This window comes from Angustibacter speluncae (assembly GCF_054777815.1).
Genome location: NZ_BAAHAF010000162.1, coordinates 1 through 17547, shown reverse-complemented (window position 1 = coordinate 17547; position 17547 = coordinate 1). Strand labels below are relative to the sequence as shown.

14 protein-coding genes and 1 tRNA gene are annotated in these 17547 nt (G+C 74.6%); 13 read left to right on the top strand and 2 right to left on the bottom strand.

The genetic code is table 11. The features are described 5' to 3' along the window. Together ACYVKY_RS18055 and ACYVKY_RS18050 are read left to right on the top strand one after the other, a co-directional pair. Positions 1-1093 (top strand): glutamate-5-semialdehyde dehydrogenase (locus ACYVKY_RS18055; protein WP_460436369.1); only part of this gene is annotated, 1093 nt, incomplete at its 5' end. Next, positions 1086-1580: a GNAT family N-acetyltransferase gene (locus ACYVKY_RS18050; protein WP_460436368.1), complete on the top strand. Its 495-nt coding sequence runs from the start codon at positions 1086-1088 to the stop codon at positions 1578-1580. The genes ACYVKY_RS18055 and ACYVKY_RS18050, both read left to right, overlap by 8 nt. Positions 1581-1587: 7 nt before the next feature. Here ACYVKY_RS18050 and trpS read toward each other — a convergent pair whose 3' ends face one another. Further along, on the bottom strand, positions 1588-2661 hold the full coding sequence (trpS, locus tag ACYVKY_RS18045; protein WP_460436367.1) for a tryptophan--tRNA ligase: 1074 nt from the start codon (positions 2659-2661) through the stop codon (positions 1588-1590). A 201-nt stretch (positions 2662-2862) separates the two neighbouring features. Between trpS and ACYVKY_RS18040 the strand changes: the two genes are divergently transcribed. The 6 genes from ACYVKY_RS18040 to ACYVKY_RS18015 all read left to right on the top strand — a co-directional run bounded on the left by ACYVKY_RS18040 (position 2863) and on the right by ACYVKY_RS18015 (position 6659). Continuing rightward, positions 2863-3036, top strand: coding sequence for a hypothetical protein (locus ACYVKY_RS18040; RefSeq protein ID WP_460436366.1), 174 nt, complete (start codon positions 2863-2865; stop codon positions 3034-3036). Between the two features lie 21 nt (positions 3037-3057). After that, positions 3058-3678 carry a nicotinate-nicotinamide nucleotide adenylyltransferase gene (gene nadD, locus ACYVKY_RS18035; protein ID WP_460436365.1) on the top strand — a complete coding sequence of 207 codons (621 nt, stop codon included), beginning with the start codon at positions 3058-3060 and terminating at the stop codon, positions 3676-3678. A gap of 13 nt (positions 3679-3691) precedes the next feature. Next, positions 3692-4066: an RsfS/YbeB/iojap family protein gene (rsfS, locus tag ACYVKY_RS18030; protein ID WP_460436364.1), complete on the top strand. Its 375-nt coding sequence runs from the start codon at positions 3692-3694 to the stop codon at positions 4064-4066. Beyond that, on the top strand, positions 4063-4695 hold the full coding sequence (locus ACYVKY_RS18025; protein WP_460436363.1) for a histidine phosphatase family protein: 633 nt from the start codon (positions 4063-4065) through the stop codon (positions 4693-4695). The genes rsfS and ACYVKY_RS18025 overlap by 4 nt, the downstream gene beginning before the upstream one ends. Positions 4696-4792: 97 nt before the next feature. Beyond that, a tRNA-Ala gene (locus ACYVKY_RS18020) sits at positions 4793-4865 on the top strand. Positions 4866-5117: 252 nt separating this feature from the next. Then, on the top strand, positions 5118-6659 hold the full coding sequence (locus ACYVKY_RS18015) for a DUF4190 domain-containing protein (RefSeq protein ID WP_460436362.1): 1542 nt from the start codon (positions 5118-5120) through the stop codon (positions 6657-6659). A gap of 21 nt (positions 6660-6680) precedes the next feature. Here the strand turns inward: ACYVKY_RS18015 and ACYVKY_RS18010 are convergent, their stop codons facing one another. Then, on the bottom strand, positions 6681-8567 hold the full coding sequence (locus tag ACYVKY_RS18010) for a putative bifunctional diguanylate cyclase/phosphodiesterase (RefSeq protein ID WP_460436361.1): 1887 nt from the start codon (positions 8565-8567) through the stop codon (positions 6681-6683). Positions 8568-8735: 168 nt separating this feature from the next. Between ACYVKY_RS18010 and ACYVKY_RS18005 the strand changes: the two genes are divergently transcribed. From ACYVKY_RS18005 to ACYVKY_RS17985, 5 genes are all read left to right on the top strand, one after another. Beyond that, the gene (locus ACYVKY_RS18005) at positions 8736-9479 is read left to right on the top strand and encodes an SGNH/GDSL hydrolase family protein (protein WP_460436360.1); all 744 of its coding nucleotides are present in this window, start codon (positions 8736-8738) and stop codon (positions 9477-9479) included. Between the two features lie 154 nt (positions 9480-9633). Then, positions 9634-12138: a leucine--tRNA ligase gene (gene leuS / locus ACYVKY_RS18000; protein ID WP_460436370.1), complete on the top strand. Its 2505-nt coding sequence runs from the start codon at positions 9634-9636 to the stop codon at positions 12136-12138. A gap of 2 nt (positions 12139-12140) precedes the next feature. Further along, a complete protein-coding gene (locus tag ACYVKY_RS17995; RefSeq protein ID WP_460436359.1) occupies positions 12141-13211 on the top strand; it encodes a LacI family DNA-binding transcriptional regulator in 1071 nt (356 codons plus the stop codon). 206 nt (positions 13212-13417) lie between these two features. After that, on the top strand, positions 13418-16354 hold the full coding sequence (locus tag ACYVKY_RS17990; protein WP_460436358.1) for a glycosyl hydrolase: 2937 nt from the start codon (positions 13418-13420) through the stop codon (positions 16352-16354). 28 nt (positions 16355-16382) lie between these two features. Next, entirely contained in the window at positions 16383-17279 is an 897-nt protein-coding gene (locus ACYVKY_RS17985; protein ID WP_460436357.1) for a DegV family protein, read from the top strand. The last annotated feature ends 268 nt before the right edge of the window (positions 17280-17547 follow it).

The following is a 17547-nucleotide window of genomic DNA, read 5'->3' as shown; positions in this document are numbered from 1 at the left end:
GGCGTCCGGGATGGCCGCCGGCCTCCTCGACCGGCTGCGGCTCGACGCCGACCGGGTCGCCGCGATCGCCGCCGACGTGCGTGCCGTCGCCGCGCTGCCCGACCCGTGCGGCGAGGTGGTGCGCGGCCAGCGGCTGCCGAACGGGCTGCGCCTGCAGCAGGTCCGGGTGCCGATGGGTGTGGTCGCGATGATCTACGAGGCGCGCCCGAACGTCACCGTCGACGCCGCCGCGCTGGCGCTGAAGAGCGGCAACGCCGTCGTGCTGCGAGGTGGGTCGGCCGCGCTCGAGTCGAACGTGGTGCTGGTCGAGGTGGTCCGCGAGGCGCTGGTGGCGCAGGGTCTGCCCGCAGACCTCGTCGCCACGGTCGACCCCTGGGGGCGCGAGGGCGCCGCGGTCCTGATGCGCGCCCGCGGCCTGGTCGACGTGCTCATCCCGCGCGGCGGCGCGGGCCTGATCCAGGCGGTCGTCGAGGGGTCGACGGTCCCCGTCATCGAGACCGGCGTCGGCAACTGCCACGTCTACCTCGACGCCTCGGCCGACCCCGACGTCGCCCGCCGGATCGTGCTGAACTCCAAGACGCACCGGGTCGGCGTCTGCAACGCGGCCGAGACGGTGCTGGTGCACGCGGACGCGTCCGAGGGGCTGCTGGGCGACGTGCTCGCCGACCTGCACGAGGCGGGGGTGCGGCTGCACGTCGACGACCGGGCGGCCGCCGCGGCGGCCGCCCGCGACGTCCCGGTCGAGCGCGCCACCGACGACGACTGGGCCACCGAGTACCTCGCGCTGGAGGTGGCCGTCGGCGTGGTCGACTCCCTCGACGACGCCCTCGCCCACGTCCGTCGCTGGTCGAGCGGCCACACCGAGGCGATCGTGACGGCAGACCTCGCTGCGGCGCAACGGTTCTCGTCGGAGGTCGACTCCGCCGCCGTGATGGTGAACGCGTCGACCCGCTTCACCGACGGCGGCCAGCTCGGCCTCGGCGCCGAGATCGGCATCTCGACCCAGAAGCTGCACGCCCGCGGCCCGATGGGGCTGGCCGAGCTGACGACCACCCGGTGGATCGTCCACGGCGAGGGGCACGTACGTGCCTGAGGTCGTCGTGCGCGACGCGCGTCCCGACGACCTCGACGCGTTCGTCCCGGTGTTCCACGAGATCGTCGACGACGGCGAGACCTACTCCTACCCGGAGGGTCTGACCGCCGACGAGGTGCGCGCGCTGTGGTTCGACCAGCCGCGGCGCACGAGCGTCGCCGTCGACGCCGACGGCACGCTGCTCGGCAGCGCGACGATGGGTCCGAACCGTCCCGGGCGCGGCAGCCACGTCGGCACGGCCAGCTTCATGGTCTCGTCGGCCGCGCGCGGCCGCGGCGTCGGGCGGCTGCTGGGCGAGGACATGGTGCGGTGGAGCCGCGAGCAGGGGTTCGCCGCGATCCAGTTCAACGCCGTCGTCGAGACCAACACCGCCGCGGTGCGGCTGTGGCAGGACCTGGGGTTCCGCGTCCTGTGCACCGTCCCGGAGGCGTTCGAGTCCCGTCGGCACGGGCGGGTCGGGCTGCACGTCATGCACCTCGCCCTCTGAGCACCGCTCACACACCCATCGCCTCCTCGAGCCGCGCGACGACCGGCTCCGCCAGCGCCGCCGCGCGATCGCGTCCCTCGGACAGCACCCGGTCGAGACCCGCTGCGTCGCCGACGATCTCGCGGTACGCGTCCTGCACCGGGCGCAGCGTGGCCACGACGGTCTCGGTGACGGCGGCCTTGAGCTCCCCGTAGGAGTCGATGCCGCGGGCCGCGTAGGCCGGGTCGACGCCGGTGCACGCCGCCAGCACGTCGAGCAGGTTCGAGACCCCGGGCTTGGCCACCGGGTCGTACCGCACGGCGTCCGGGCCCGACTCGCCGTCGGTGACGGCACGAGCCACCTTGCGCGCCAGCACGTCCGGCGGGTCGAGCACGAACAGCACCCCCGCCGGCGACGGGTTGGTCTTCTCCATCTTCAGCGCGGGGTCCTGCAGGTCGCGCAGGCGCACTCCGGACGACGGCTGCACGGGGCGCGGGACCGTGAGCCGTGCGTCGTAGAGGTGGTTGGCGCGCTGGGCCAGCGACCGCGCGAGCTCGAGGTGCTGCAGCTGGTCCTCGCCGACCGGCACCTCGTCGATGCCGTAGAGCAGGATGTCGGCGGCCATGAGCACCGGGTAGGTGAGCAGCGCGAGCCGGACGCCGTCCGACGTGCCGCGGCGCGACTTCTCCCGGAACTGCGTCATCCGCGTGCTCTCGCCGACGCGGGCGACCGCCTCGAGCAGGTAGTGCAGGCGGCGGTGGGCGGGCACCTGCGACTGCACGAAGACGGTCGCGCCCGAGGTGTCCGTGCCGGCCGCGAGCGTCACGGCAGCCACCTCGCGGGTGAGCCGGCGCAGCCGCGCGGGGTCGTGGGGCACGGTGAGCGCGTGCAGGTCGGCGACCATCACCAGCACCTGGTCGGTGGCGGTCGCGGTGCGGCTGGCCCGCGCGAGCGGGCGCACGGCCGACAGCAGGTTGCCGAGCTGCAGCGAGCCGGTCGGCTTCAGGCCCGACAGCGTGCGCGGCGGCGACGTGGGCACGGCCCGCGGGGTGCCGGGGGCCGGCGCGGTGGTCGGCGTGGCGGTGGTGAATGTGGTGGTCATGTCGTCCTCCTGGGTGGGGGAGGCGACCGGCCGCCGGGGCGCAGGGCCCGGGGACGACGGAGGCCGCCTCGTGGGGCGGCCTCGGGGTGCGCGAAGGAGGGCCGCCTAGGCGGCCCACCAGCGAAGGTTCGTCGTGCGCACGGGACGACGATAGCGCGCCGCGGCCGGGTGCGGCGGTGCGCGGTCTGCCAGACTGTCGCCATGCACGCCGCCCACGACGTCCTGGTCCTGCTCTCCGGCGCGGCCGAGGAGGCCGCCGAGCACCACAACGAGCTGCCGATCCCGGCGGAGGCGTTCGGGCTGGGCTCCCTCGCGGCGTTCGCGTTCCTGCTGCTGGTGACCTGGGCCTTCAAGAGCGTCGGCACCCGGCACTGACCGGCACGCGGGGCACCTGACGTGGGTCACCGCCTCGGCGTGATGGGCGGGACGTTCGACCCCGTCCACCACGGCCACCTCGTGGCCGCCAGCGAGGTGCAGTCGCGCTTCGACCTCGACGAGGTCGTCTTCGTCCCGACGGGGCGCCCGTGGCAGAAGGCCGACGAGCACGTCAGCCCTCCCGAGCACCGGTACCTCATGACGGTGATCGCCACCGCCTCGAACCCGCGCTTCACCGTCAGCCGGGTCGACGTCGACCGTCCCGGGCCGACCTACACGATCGACACCCTGCGCGACCTGTCCGCGCAGCGCCCCGACTCCGAGCTGTTCTTCATCACCGGCGCCGACGCCCTGTCGCAGATCCTGGGCTGGAAGGACGTCGGGGAGATGTGGGACCTCGCGCACTTCATCGGCGTCACCCGTCCCGGCCACGACCTGACCGACACCGGGCTGCCGCGCGACCGGGTCTCGCTGCTCGAGGTGCCCGCGATGGCGATCTCGTCGACCGACTGCCGCGACCGCGTCGTCGCCGGCGAGCCGGTCTGGTACCTCGTGCCCGACGGCGTGGTGCAGTACATCGGCAAGCACGGCCTGTACCGCGGCGACGGGGGAGCGGACGGGCTCACCGTCACCCCCGCGTGAGAGGCTGGACGACGTGACCGCCACCGACCGCGCCGTCGAGCTCACGGTCGCCGCCGCCGAGGCGGCGGCCGAGAAGCTGGCCGAGGAGATCATCGCCCTCGACGTCAGCGACCAGCTCGTCATCACCGACTGCTTCCTGCTCGCCGCCGCCGACAACGACCGCCAGGTGCGGGCCGTCGTCGAGGCCATCGAGGAGCGGCTGTCCGCCCTGGGCGTCAAGCCCGTCCGACGCGAGGGCCTGCGCGAGGGACGCTGGGTGCTGCTCGACTACGGCGAGGTCGTCGTGCACGTGCAGCACGCCGACGACCGGCAGTACTACGCCCTCGAGCGGCTCTGGAAGGACTGCCCGGTCATCGACCTGCCCGAGTCCGTCCGCACGCCCCGGTGACCGGGTCGCCGTCGCGGCGCGCGAGCGCCGTCTACCTGCTGCGCCACGGGCGCACCGCGTCCAACGCCTCCGGCACCTGGCAGGGGCAGGCCGACGTCCCGCTCGACGAGGTCGGGGTGGTCGAGGCCGAGCGCACCGCCACCGTGCTGGCCGCCCTCGCGCCGCCGCCGTCGCGGATCGTGTCGTCCGACCTGTCCCGCGCCCGCGCCACCGCCCAGGCCCTCGGCCGGGCGGTCGGCGTCGAGGTCGAGACCGACGAGCGGCTGCGCGAGGTGTTCGCCGGTACGTGGGAGGGCCTGACGCGCGCCGAGATCGTCGAGCGCTGGCCCGACGAGCTCGAGGCGTGGAAGGCCGGCGAGGACCTGCGGATCGGCGGGGGCGAGCGCATCAGCGAGGCCGGCGCCCGGTTCGCCACCGCGTTCCGCGAGCACGCCGCCGCCACCGAGGGCGTGCTCGTCCTGGTCAGCCACGGCGGGGCGCTGCGCTCGGCGGTCGAGCAGGTGCTGGGCGTGCCCAACCGGGTGCTCGGACGGCTCCGCAACGCCCACTGGGCGGTGCTCGTGCCGTCGCCGTCCGACGACGACGGCTGGCTGCTCGACGCCTGGAACGCGGGCCCCGACCCGCTCTGAGCCCGTCCGACCCCGGTGGTGCCATCCGATTTCGGCGGCGCCGGGTCGGTGCACTATGCTCGACACGCCCTCCGGGGCACCCGGCTCTGCGAGCCGCGGGGCTGTGGCGCAGCTGGTAGCGCACCTCCATGGCATGGAGGGGGTCAGGGGTTCGAGTCCCCTCAGCTCCACGTACGTGGAAGGGGCCCGGCGTCAGCCGGGCCCCTTTCGCGTTGCACCACCTGCCCGTTTCCCCAGTTCGGTGTCGGACGTGGCACTCCGGTGGGGGAGCTCCACGCGTGCCGTGCCAGGACGCCTCGTGCAGTGGCCGGCGGGGACGCCGTCCGGACCTCGGCGGTCGACCGACGGCACCGGGGACGACGTGGCAGACTCTCGCGCGACACGCCGCGCGACCAGGGACGCGGCAGGGCAGGGGGAGCACCGTGAGCCAGAACGACGACCCGAACGCGACGCAGGGCTCGAACGGGTCCGGCTCGGGCGACGGCGACGGTGAGTCGACCCAGCACGTCCCGACCTCCGACGGCGGCGACGCGACCCGTCCGCTGCCGACCTCCGGCCAGCAGCAGTCGTCGGGCGACTACGGGACGATCCCGCCGCTGAGCCAGTACGGGCAGCAGCCGTCCGGCGGGCAGTACGGCCAGCAGTCGTACGGCCAGCAGTCGTCCACCCCGTCGTACGGGCAGCAGGACCAGCCAACCCAGGCCTACGGCCAGCAGTCCTCGTCCCCGTCGTACGGGCAGCAGGACCAGCCGACCCAGGCCTACGGCCAGCAGTCCTCGTCCCCGTCGTACGGGCAGCAGGACCAGCCGACGCAGGCCTACGGCCAGCAGCCGCCGTCGTACGGCCAGCAGTCCTCGTCCCCGTCGTACGGGCAGCAGGACCAGCCGACCCAGGCCTACGGCCAGCAGTCCACGCCGTCGTACGGCCAGCAGGACCAGCCGACGCAGGCCTACGGCCAGTCGTCCACGCCGTCGTACGGGCAGCAATCGTCCTCGCCGTCCCTCGACAAGCAGGACCAGCCGACGCAGGCGTACGGGGCACAGTCCGCGACGCCCTCGTACGGCCAGCAGGCCGCGGGCTCCTACGGCCAGCAGCCCGGCCAGTACGGCGGCCAGCAGGGCCAGCAGAGCGGCTACGGCGCCGACCAGGGCGGGTACGGCGCCCAGCAGGGCGGCTACGGTGCGGCCGGCTACGGCAGCGGCGGCTACGGCGGACCCGGCGGTCAGGGCGGTCAGGGCGGTGGCCAGGGCGGCCCGCGCGGCGGCACCAACGGCCTGGCCCTCGGCGCGCTGATCAGCTCGGTGCTCGGCTTCCTGTGCATCACCGCGATCGCCGGCATCGTCCTGGGCGTCATCTCGCTGGGGCAGATCAAGCGCAACGGCCAGCGGGGCCGCGGCCTGGCGATCGCCGCCATCGTGATCGGCGCGCTGTGGATCCTCGGCAGCATCATCGCCGTCCCGGCGTACCTCGCGAGCCGCGACGAGGCGACCACCACCGCCGCACCGACCACCGCGACCACGAGCGAGACCACCGAGCCGACCGACGACCCCAGCAGCTCGGCGCCGTCCGACACCGCGACCGAGACCGCGACGTCCGAGCCGACCACGGTCGACGTCTCGCTCGAGGTGGGGGAGTGCACGAACGACGCCGAGATCCTCGCGAGCGGCGAGATCACCGAGGACTCGATCGTCGACTGCGGCGAGTCGCACGTCGCGGAGGCGTTCGCCGAGTTCGAGCTCGCGCAGGGCGCCTACCCGGGCGACGAGGAGGTCGTGCGCCAGGCCGACGAGGGGTGCACCCGGGAGTTCGAGACCTTCGTCGGGCTCGGGTACAACGAGTCGAGCCTCGAGGTCCTCTACTACTACCCGAGCGCGGTGTCGTGGATCTTCGACCGCACGGTCGTCTGCGTCATCAACGACCCGGCGGGCGAGGTCACCGGCAGCCTGCGGGGCGCCGCCCGCTGACGTCCGGCCGCGGGGGTCGGGTCAGTCCGGCAGCCGCAGCACCCGGGCCGGCAGGTCGGCCAGGAGGGCGTCGATGTCCTCCCGGTCGACGGGGCGCGACCACAGGTAGCCCTGCCCGAGGGTGCAGCCCGCCTCGCGCAGCCACTGCGCCTGGTCCGAGCTCTCGACGCCCTCGCCGACCGTGGTGAGCCCGAGCGAGTTGCTCATGTCGAGCACGGCCTGCGCGACCGAGGCGCCCTGGGCGTCGCTGAGCACCCGGTCGACGAACGACTTGTCGATCTTCAGGACGTCGAGCGGCAGCCGCGACAGGTACGCCAGCGAGCTGTAACCGGTGCCGAAGTCGTCGACGGCGACGCGGACGCCGAGCGTGCGCAGCGCGGCGAGCCGCGGGATGACCCGCTCCACGTCGCGCAGCACGCTGGTCTCGGTGATCTCGAGCAGCAGGCGGTCCGGCGACAGGCCCGACTGGTCGAGCGCCGCGAGCAGCTCGACCACGAACTCGGGCGTGCTGAGCTGGGCCGACGACACGTTGACCGCGATGGTGGGGGCGAAGTCGTCGCGCTGCAGGGCCGCCCCGACCCGGCAGGCCTCGACGAGCACCCACGAGTCGAGCGCGTGCACCATGCCCGTCTCCTCCGCGATCGGCACGAACTCCGACGGGGGGATGACGCCGCGCAGCGGGTGGTCCCAGCGGCACAGCGCCTCGAACCCGCGGACGGCGCCGGAGCGCAGGTCGATGGTCGGCTGGAACACCAGCCGCAGCTCGTCGGTGCGGATGGCGCGCTGCAGGTCCGAGCGCAGCATCAGCCGGTCGATGGCCTGCTCGTGCACCTCGGGGTCGTACACGGCGTAGGTGGACCGCCCGCGGTCCTTGGCCCAGTACATGGCCACGTCGGCGTTGCGCAGCAGCTCCTCGGCGGTGGCCTGGCCCAGCGTCCCCTGTGCCAGGCCGACGCTCGCGCCGGGCTCGACCACGGTGTCGTCGACGCGCACGGGCCGGCCCAGCGAGGTGATGACGCGCTGTGCGACCTCCTCGGCCTGCGCGACCGTGCGGGCCTCCAGCAGCACGGCGAACTCGTCGCCGCCGGTGCGGGCGGCGGTGTCGTTCGGCCCGAGCTCGGCGAGGAGCAGCTGCGCCACGTGCGCGAGCAGCTGGTCACCCGCGGCGTGGCCGAGCCGGTCGTTCACCGTCTTGAAGTCGTCGAGGTCGCAGACCAGGACGACGAGGGTCTCGTCCTCCTCGCCGCGGGCGGCCAGGCCGTCGGCGAGCCGCTCGGCGAACGCGCGCCGGTTCGCCAGCCCGGTCACCGGGTCGCGCAGCGCGAGCTCGGCCTGGGTGAGCTCGGTCGTGACGTCGCGGACGGTGACCACGAACGCGCCGACCGCCGCGTCGTCGGTGTCGTTGACGACCGTGGTGCGGGTGCGCACCCGCGACCCGTCGGGGAGGTCGAGCTCGAGGTCGAGCACGCGCTCCTCGCCCGGTGCGAGCTCGCGGACGGCGTCGAGCAGGCGGCGGTCGCGGTCGGGGCCGGCCAGGACGGTGAGCAGCCGGCCGCGCAGGGTCTCGGCGCCGCGTCCGAGCACCTGGCCGGCGGACTCGCTGGCGAACACGATCCGGGCGGACGGGTCGACGAGCAGGACCGCGTCGGCGGTGCGGCGGGTGAGCCGCGAGGCGTGCCGGGCCGCCAGGTCGCGGGCCGCGCCGGTGTCGTCGCGCGCGGCCCCGAGGCGCTCGCGCTCGCGCCGCAGGACGGCACGGGCACGCAGGAGCAGGACGGCGAGGACGGCTGCGACGACGACGCCGCCGACCGCGAGGGCCGTGAGCGCGGCCTCCGGGAGCGCGTCCGAACCTGCCGGCGCGGTCGCTGCGACCACGTCGACGGCCCCGCCCCATCGCGCCCCGAGCACGCTGTCCGCCTCTCGTCCGAACCGCCGTGTCCCCCCGGCAGACGGCAGGCGCTCATGGTGGCAGGTGCGCAGGGGGGTGGCGCCGGAACCGCCCTCCTGGCGTGTCCCGCTCACGCAGCGTGGCGCCCGTGTCGCCCGTCCTGACGGCGCGCGACCTACGCTGCGCGGGTGCGGCTCCTGGTGCTCGGCGACTCGCTGGCCTTCCACGGCCCGCAGGACGCCGTCGGCGCCCGCGACCCGCGCACCTGGCCGTGGGTCGCGGCCGCCGCGCTCGGCCCCGACGCGCGGGTCGACCTGCTCGCCCGCCCTGGGTGGACGGCGCGCGACGCCTGGTGGGCGCTCACCCGCGACCCGGTGGCCTGGTCGGTGCTGGTGCCGCGCGCGGACGTCCTCGTCCTGGCGGTCGGCGGCATGGACGCCCTGCCCGCCTCGCTCCCGACCTGGTGGCGCGAGGGGATCGCCACCCTGCGCCCGGCCCCGGTGCGCCGCGCGGTGCGCCGCGCGTTCCACCGGGCGCACCCGCACGTCGTCCGCGCGACCGGTGGGCGCTGGCGGGCGCTGCCGCAGGCGGCGACCGACCACTACCTGCGCCGGGTCGTGGAGGGCGTGCGGTTCTACCGCCCCGACCTCCCGTGCGTCGTGCTGACGCCGTCGCCGTGGCGCAGCGCGCAGTACCCGTCGGACGCGACGCACGCGTCCTCGGTGCGCGCGTGCCACGCGTGGGCCGGCCGGTACGGCGTCGTGGTGGCCGACGTCGAGCGGGCCGTCCTGGCCATGCACGACCGCGGCGGCGGGAACCCGGACGGCCTGCACTGGGACTGGCCCGCGCACACCGAGGTCGGCGCCGTGGTGGCGGGGGCGGTGCGCGCGGCGACGGCCCGTGCCGCCGCCGGAGGGACTGGGCTAGGCTGACCGGGTGCGACGCCGACTCCTGCTTGCCGGGCCGCGCTGATCCGCAGGGCCTCCGGCCCCGAGCAGCGCGGCTGACCCCTCCTGCGTGAGGGGTCTTTCCATGTCGGGAACGGCCGACGCCGAGGGCGTCCACACCGAGGAGCAGTGGAGAGAGATGACCGAGGTCCAGGAGACCACGACCGACCGGTACGACCCGCACGCGATCGAGGCGCGCTGGCTGCCGGTGTGGGACGAGGTGGCGCCCTTCCGCAGCGGCCGCCCCGACGACGAGCGGCCCAAGAAGTACGTGCTCGACATGTTCCCGTACCCGTCCGGCGACCTGCACATGGGTCACGCCGAGGCGTACGCGCTGGGCGACGTGCTGGCGCGGTACTGGGTGCAGCGCGGTTTCAACGTGATGCACCCCATCGGCTGGGACGCGTTCGGCCTGCCGGCCGAGAACGCCGCGATCGCACGGGGTCTGGACCCGCGGCCGTGGACGTACGACAACATCGCCCAGCAGCGCGCGTCGATGCGCCGCTACGCGTGCGCCTTCGACTGGGACCGCGTGCTGGTCACCTGCGACCCGGAGTACTACCGCTGGAACCAGTGGCTGTTCCTGCGGCTGTTCGAGCAGGGTCTGGCGTACCGCAAGCCGTCCCAGGTGAACTGGTGCCCGAAGGACCTGACGGTGCTGGCCAACGAGCAGGTCGTGAACGGTCTGTGCGAGCGCTGCGACACACCGGTCACCAAGAAGAAGCTGACCCAGTGGTACTTCAAGGTCACCGAGTACGCCGACCAGCTGCTGGACGACCTGGACACCCTGGAGGGCACCTGGCCCGCCAAGGTCGTGACGATGCAGCGCAACTGGATCGGACGCTCGACCGGCGCCGACGTCCGGTTCGCGATCGAGGGCCGTGACGAGCCGGTCACGATCTACACGACGCGTCCCGACACGCTGCACGGCGCCACGTTCTTCGTCGTCGCTGCCGACTCCGACCTGGCCGCCGAGCTGGCGTCCGGGGCGAGCGAGGAGGTGCAGGCGCAGTTCTCGTCGTACGTCGAGCGGGTGCGGGGCGAGAGCGAGATCGACCGGCTGTCGACCGACCGACCGAAGACCGGTGTCTTCCTGGAGCGGTACGCCGTCAACCCGGTCAACGGCGAGCGGCTGCCGATCTGGGCGAGCGACTACGTGCTGGCCGACTACGGCCACGGCGCGATCATGGCCGTGCCGGCGCACGACCAGCGCGACCTCGACTTCGCGCGGGCGTTCGACCTGCCCGTGCGCGTCGTCGTCGACGTCCGCGGCGACGACGGCGAGCCCCTGCCCGACCCCGCCGAGACCGGCACCGCGACGACCGGCGAGGGCGTCGTGGTCAACAGCGGCGAGCTGGACGGCCTGGGCAAGGCCGAGGCGATCGCGGCCATCACCAGCCGGCTGGAGGCCGACGGGCTGGGGTCGTCCACGACGAACTTCCGGCTGCGCGACTGGCTGATCTCGCGCCAGAGGTTCTGGGGCACACCGATTCCCATCGTGCACTGCCCGTCGTGCGGCGAGGTCGCCGTGCCCGACGAGCAGCTGCCGGTCGAGCTGCCGTCCGCGGAGGGGCTGGACCTGCGGCCGAAGGGCACCTCGCCGCTGGGTGGTGCCACCGACTGGGTGCGCGTCGACTGCCCGTCGTGCGGTGGCCCGGCCGAGCGCGACACCGACACGATGGACACGTTCGTCGACTCGTCCTGGTACTTCCTGCGGTTCTGCTCGCCGGGCCGCGACGACGTGCCGTTCGACAGCGACGACGTGCGCCAGTGGGCGCCGGTCGAGCAGTACGTCGGCGGCATCTCGCACGCGATCCTGCACCTGCTGTACTCGCGCTTCTTCGTCAAGGCGCTGCGCGACCTGGGGATGCTGGACTTCGACGAGCCGTTCACCCGGCTGCTGGGCCAGGGCATGGTCGTCATGGACGGCTCCGCGATGAGCAAGTCGCGCGGCAACCTGGTGCGGCTGAGCGAGCAGCTGGACGAGCACGGCGTCGACGCCGTCCGGCTGACGATGGCGTTCGCGGGCCCGCCCGAGGACGACATCGACTGGGCCGACGTGTCCCCGTCCGGCTCCGCGCGGTTCCTGGCGCGGGCGTGGCGGCTGGGTGCCGACGTCACCTCGCCGGTCGGCGCCGACCCGACCACGGGCGACCGCGACCTGCGCGCGATCACGCACCGGACGCTGGACGACAGCCTGGCGCTGGTCGAGCAGCTGAAGTTCAACGTCGTCGTCGCCCGCCTGATGGAGCTGGTGAACGCCACCCGCAAGGCGATCGACAGCGGCGTCGGCGGCGCCGACCCCGCGGTGCGCGAGGCGTCGGAGGTGGTCGCGGTGCTGCTGAGCCTGTTCGCGCCGTACACGGCCGAGGACCTGTGGGCGCGGCTGGGCCACGAGCCCTGCGTCGCGCTGGCCGGGTTCCCCGAGGTCGACCGGTCGCTGCTGGTGCAGGAGACGGTCACGTGCGTCGTGCAGGTCGCGGGCAAGGTGCGCGGCCGGCTGGAGGTCTCGCCCGAGATCGGGGAGGACGAGCTGCGCGAGCAGGCCCTGGCGCTGCCCGCGGTCGCGGCGCTGCTCGGCGACGTGCCCCCGCGCACGGTGATCGTCCGGGCCCCGAAGATCGTCAACGTCGTCCCGGGCTGATCGTGGCGGGCGCGGGCACCGGCGAGGGCGCCGGGCGGACGGGGGCGGCGGGTCGCCGCTCCGGTCCGCCGACGCTCGAGGAGGTGGCCGCGCTCGCCGGCCTGTCGCGCGCGACGGTGTCGCGGGCCGTCAACGGCGGGTCGAAGGTGAGCGCCGCGGCCCAGCGCGCCGTCGACGACGCGGTGCGCGAGCTCGGCTACACGCCGAACCTCGCGGCCCGCAGCCTGGTGACGCGCCGCACCGACTCGATCGCCGTCGTGGTGCCCGAGTCGCACTCGATGGTCTTCTCCGACCCGTTCTTCGCCGGGACGCTGCACGGCGTCGCGCGCGCCCTCGCGCCGACCGGCCTGCAGATGGTGCTGCTCATCCGCCAGCGCGACGAGGGCGTCGAGCGGATGGTGCGGTACCTGCGCGGCGGCCACACCGACGGCGCGGTCGTCGTGTCGCACCACCAGGGCGACGGCCTGGTCGAGGCGATGGGGCAGATGGACATCCCGCACGTGTTCATCGGCCGGCCGTGGAACTCCTCGGCGGCGACGCCGTTCGTCGACGTCGACAACGTCGCGGGCGGACGGGTGGCGGTCCAGCGGCTGCTCGCGCGCGGCTGCCGGCGGATCGGGACGGTGACCGGTCCGCAGGACATGAGCGCCGGCGCCGACCGGCTCGGTGGCTGGCGCGAGGGCGTGGTCGGCGCCGGGTTGCCTGACGACGCCGTGGGGGAGGGCGACTTCACCCGCGCCGGGGGACGCGCCGCGACCACCGCGCTGCTCGACGCCCACCCCGACCTCGACGGCCTGTTCGTCGCCTCCGACGTGATGGCGCTCGGAGCGCTCGACGCCCTGGCGGCGGCCGGACGGCGGGTGCCGGACGACGTCGCGGTGGTGGGCTTCGACGACTTCGCCCTCGCCCAGGAGACGACGCCGCCGCTCACGACCGTGGTGAATCCCGTGGCCGCGATGGCCCACGGCGCCGTCGACCTGCTGCTGGAGCAGCTCGCCGGGCGTCGCGACGGCACCGCCACGGCGCGCTCGCAGGTGTTCGACGCCGAGCTCGTCGTCCGCGACTCCGCCTGAGTCCCTTGTTCGTTCACCACGTTCAGTTGGTGGACGGCCACTGGACGTGGCGTGCCCGCCTCGCGAAGTGATCGGACGCCTCGCTCAGATCGCGTGCGCGCGAGATGACGACGACCTCTTGACCCGATCCGCCCCACCTGTCTAGTTTCGTCCGTGCTGAGAGCGCTCTCACAGCGGACGACGACGTTCGACGATCGGGGCAGACGATGGGACGCACCTCCACGGCAGGCGCACGCACCGCGCGGAACAGGGCCGTGCGGATCAGGGCCGTGCGGATCAGGGGCGGCAGGGCGCTCGCGGCGCTCGCGTCCGTCGTGCTGGCCGGGACGGGCCTCGTCGCGGTTGCCGGTGGCGCCCAGGCGGCGGGGCCGGTGCAGGTCGGTGCGGGCAGCTACACCACCGACCGGGTGGGGCCGGTGCCCTCGGGCTGCGGCGACCTGGCGGCGAACCCGCGGCAGTGGCTCACCTCCGACGCGCCGTCCGGTCCGCTGCCGACCAACGACTGGTGGTCGCCGCTGGCGTACAAGCGGCTGAGCTGCGCGTTCAGCGAGCCGCTGCACGCCCACCCCGCGTCGTACCAGCCGAACGCGGGCGGCCTCGGCATCAGCTACACGACGACCGCAGCGATCTCCGGCTCGCCGCAGGGCGTCTCGGAGTACCACTTCCCCTACGGCGAGGACCTGGTCGCCGGCGTGACCGGCCTCTCGGCGCCCGACGTGCGCGTCGCGGACTGGTCGGACTGGACGGTCACCGCCGCCTGGTCGGACGGCGACCAGACGCTGCGCGCCACGATCGGCCACGGGCTGCCGTTCTCGTACTACCGGGCCACCGGCGGTGACGCCCGGCTCACGACGTCCGGCGCCGAGGTGTGGCTGCGCGACGGCGCGCGGCTCGGCATCCGCGCCGGTGGTGCCGACTACGTGGCGTTCGCGCCGCCCGGGTCGTCCTGGACGCAGTCGGGTGGGACCTTCACGGCACCGCTCGGCAGCAGCGGCCGCTACTCGGTGGCGGTGCTGCCGACCTCGTCGGGAACCCCTGTCGCCGAGCGGGTCTCGTTGGCCGACGCGTTCGGCGCCTACGCCTACAACGTGGTCACCGGCACCACCATGACCTACGACTACGACCCGGCGACCGCCGCCGTGCGGGTCGGCTACGCGTTCCGCACCGAGGGCGGCACGGGCACCGTCGCGGCCCTGTACCCGCACCAGGCGCAGGTGCTCACCGGCGCCACGCCGATCGCGCAGCGCTACACCTCGCCCCGCGGCCCGATGCCGGTGCTGGTCGGCGCGTCCTCGTTCACCACGTCGGACACCTTCACCGGCACGCTGCCCGAGGTCCCCGCCGTCGCCACCTCGTCCGGCGCCGACCGCGACCGGCTGCTGCAGCTCCTGGCGGCCGAGCGGTCCGACCCGATGAAGAACGACGGGAAGCTCGACACCTACTGGCAGGGCAAGGGTCTCGGCCGCGCCGCCCGGATCGCCGAGATCGCGGACCAGGTCGGGGACACCCAGACGCGCGACGCCGCGCTGGGCGCCATCCGCTCGACGCTGACGGAGTGGTTCACCGCGACACCCGGGAAGTCCGAGCGCGTGTTCGGCTACGACGCCGGGTGGGGCACGCTCATCGGCTACCCCGCCTCGTACGGGTCCGACCAGGAGCTGAACGACCACCACTTCCACTACGGCTACTTCGTCGCGGCCGCCGCGACCCTCGCCCGGTTCGACCCGCAGTGGGCCTCGGACGAGCGCTACGGCGGCATGGTCGACCTGCTCATCCGCGACGCCAACGGCTACGACCGCAACGAGACGCGGTTCCCGTACCTGCGCGACTTCGACATCTACGCCGGCCACGACTGGGCGTCGGGCCACGGAGCGTTCGCGGCGGGCAACAACCAGGAGTCGTCGTCCGAGGGCATGAACTTCGCGAACGCCCTGATCCAGTGGGGGCAGGTCACCGGCGACACAGCCGTCCGCGACGCCGGCGTGTACCTCTGGACGACGCAGGCGCGGGCGATCCAGAGCTACTGGTTCGACTCGGCCGGCACCGCGTTCCCGGACGGCTTCGGGCACGAGACCGTCGGCATCGTCTGGGGCGACGGCGGTTCGTACTCCACGTGGTTCAGCGCCGAGCCCGAGATGATCCAGGGCATCAACATGCTGCCCGTCACCGGCGGCCACCTGTACCTGGGCCACCGTCCGGACTACGTGGTGCGCAACTACGACCACATGCAGCAGGTGAACGGAGGGCCGCCCGGCGTCTGGAAGGACGTGCTGTGGAGCTTCCTCGCTCTCGGCGACGGCGACCGCGCCCTCGCGGCCCTGCAGGCCGACCCCGGGTACGCCGTCGAGGAGGGCGAGAGCCGGGCGCACACGTGGCACTGGATCCGCAACCTCGCCGCGCTCGGCACGGTCGACACCTCGGTGCGCGCCGACCACCCGCTCTCGGCGGTGTTCTCCGACGGCGGGCAGCGCACGTACGTCGCGTCGAACGTGTCGTCGTCGCCGCTGACGGTGCGGTTCTCGGACGGCACGAGCCTCACCGTCCAGCCCGGGCAGACCGCGACGTCCGGACGGTTCACCTGGTCCGGGGGAGCGGGCACCGGCGGGACGGGGCCGACGGACCCGCCGACCGACCCGCCCACGGACCCGCCCACGGACCCGCCCACCGACCCGCCGACCAGCGCGGTGCTGCACCTGCAGCAGGACGGGACGCTCGGCGACGGGGGCTCGGACGGACGCGTCACCCTGGCCTCGGCCGAGGGCGTCAACCGCGACGGGACGCCGTACCGGCCGGTGGTCTTCACCGCCACCGGCGTCACCGGCGAGCACGACGGCGGGACCACCCGCTTCTCCGTCCCGGTCGACGCCGGGACGCAGGTGGGTCTTGCGGCGCAGGTGCGTGTGTCGTTCGACCTGACCGGCGACGGCTCGTGGGAGCGCGTCGAGACCTACCGCTACTTCGCGACCGATCCCGTCCCCGGGGACGAGACGTACACGCAGGCAGCCGGTCTCGCGTCCTCCTCCGGGTCCCTGGGCGACCTGCGGTCCGGGACGGTGCGGGTCGAGGTGTGGAGCGCGCTCGGGGCCGGCACCCCGACCGTCCGCACCGGCCCGTCGGCCGAGGTGCGCCTCCCGCTGGGATGACGTGCCTGCGGCGCCCTAGGCTCGGGACGTGCCGCCGGACCCCGCCCCCGCCCCGCGCGGGGACGGCGACGGCACGTCCCGGGTCGGGGTCGTCACCGACTCCACCGCCTACCTGCCCTCCGACGTCGCGTCCGGTGCGGGCGTGGTCGTCGTCCCGCTCGAGGTCGTCGTCGGCGGGGTGCCGCACCCCGAGCCCGAGGTGAGCGGGTCCGACCTGGTCGAGGCGCTGCGGCGGCGCACCCCCGTGACGACCTCGCGGCCGGCGCCGACGGCGTTGCTCGCCGCGTACCGGCGGCTGGCCGACGAGGGCGCCACCGAGGTCGTGTCGGTGCACCTGTCCGGCCAGATGTCGGGCACCTGCGCCGGGGCGAGGCTCGCGGCGCGGAACGCGCCGGTGCCGGTGCACGTGGTCGACTCCCGCTCGCTGGCGATGGGCCTCGGCCTGACGGTGCTCACGGCGGCGCGCGCCGCCGCCGACGGGCTCGACGGCGAGGCCGTGGCCCGGGTGGCGCGCGAGCACGCCGACCGGGTCCGGATGTGGTTCTACGTCGACACCCTCGAGCACCTGCGCCGCGGCGGGCGGATCGGCGCGGCCCAGGCGCTGCTCGGGTCGGCGCTCGCGGTGAAGCCGCTGCTCGAGCTGGTCGACGGGTCGGTCGAGCCCTTCGAGCGGGTCCGCACCGCCGGACGCGCCCTGGCCCGGCTGGCGGAGGTCGCCGCCGCGTCGACCGACGGGGCCGCCGTCGACGTCGTGGTGCACCACCTGGCCAACCGCGAGCGGGCGGACGAGCTCGCCGCGCTGGTGGCTGCGGCGGTCCCCGGCGCCGGCGAGATCCCGGTGCAGGAGGTCGGTGCCGTCGTCGGTGCCCACGTCGGTCCGGGCACGGTCGGCCTGGTCGTCGCGCCGGCCGCCGGTACGCGCTGACTGTGCCCTGACCGGCTGCACGCTCGCGTCGTCCACAGCCCCCGCGGACGGGCCGTCGTCCACAGGCCGCGCCCGCGAGCGGGGCCGTCGTCGGTCCGCGGACCCAGGGTGGCCGGGTGCCTGCCACCACGAGCCCGTCCTCCGCGCCCCGCGGGTGGGTGCCCGACGCACCGGCCCCGGACGAGGGCCGCCGCGCCCGCGTGCTCGTGCTCCCGGTCGCCGGTGCACGCGCGGACGGTGACGCGGCCGCCGCGGAGCCCGTCCGCGC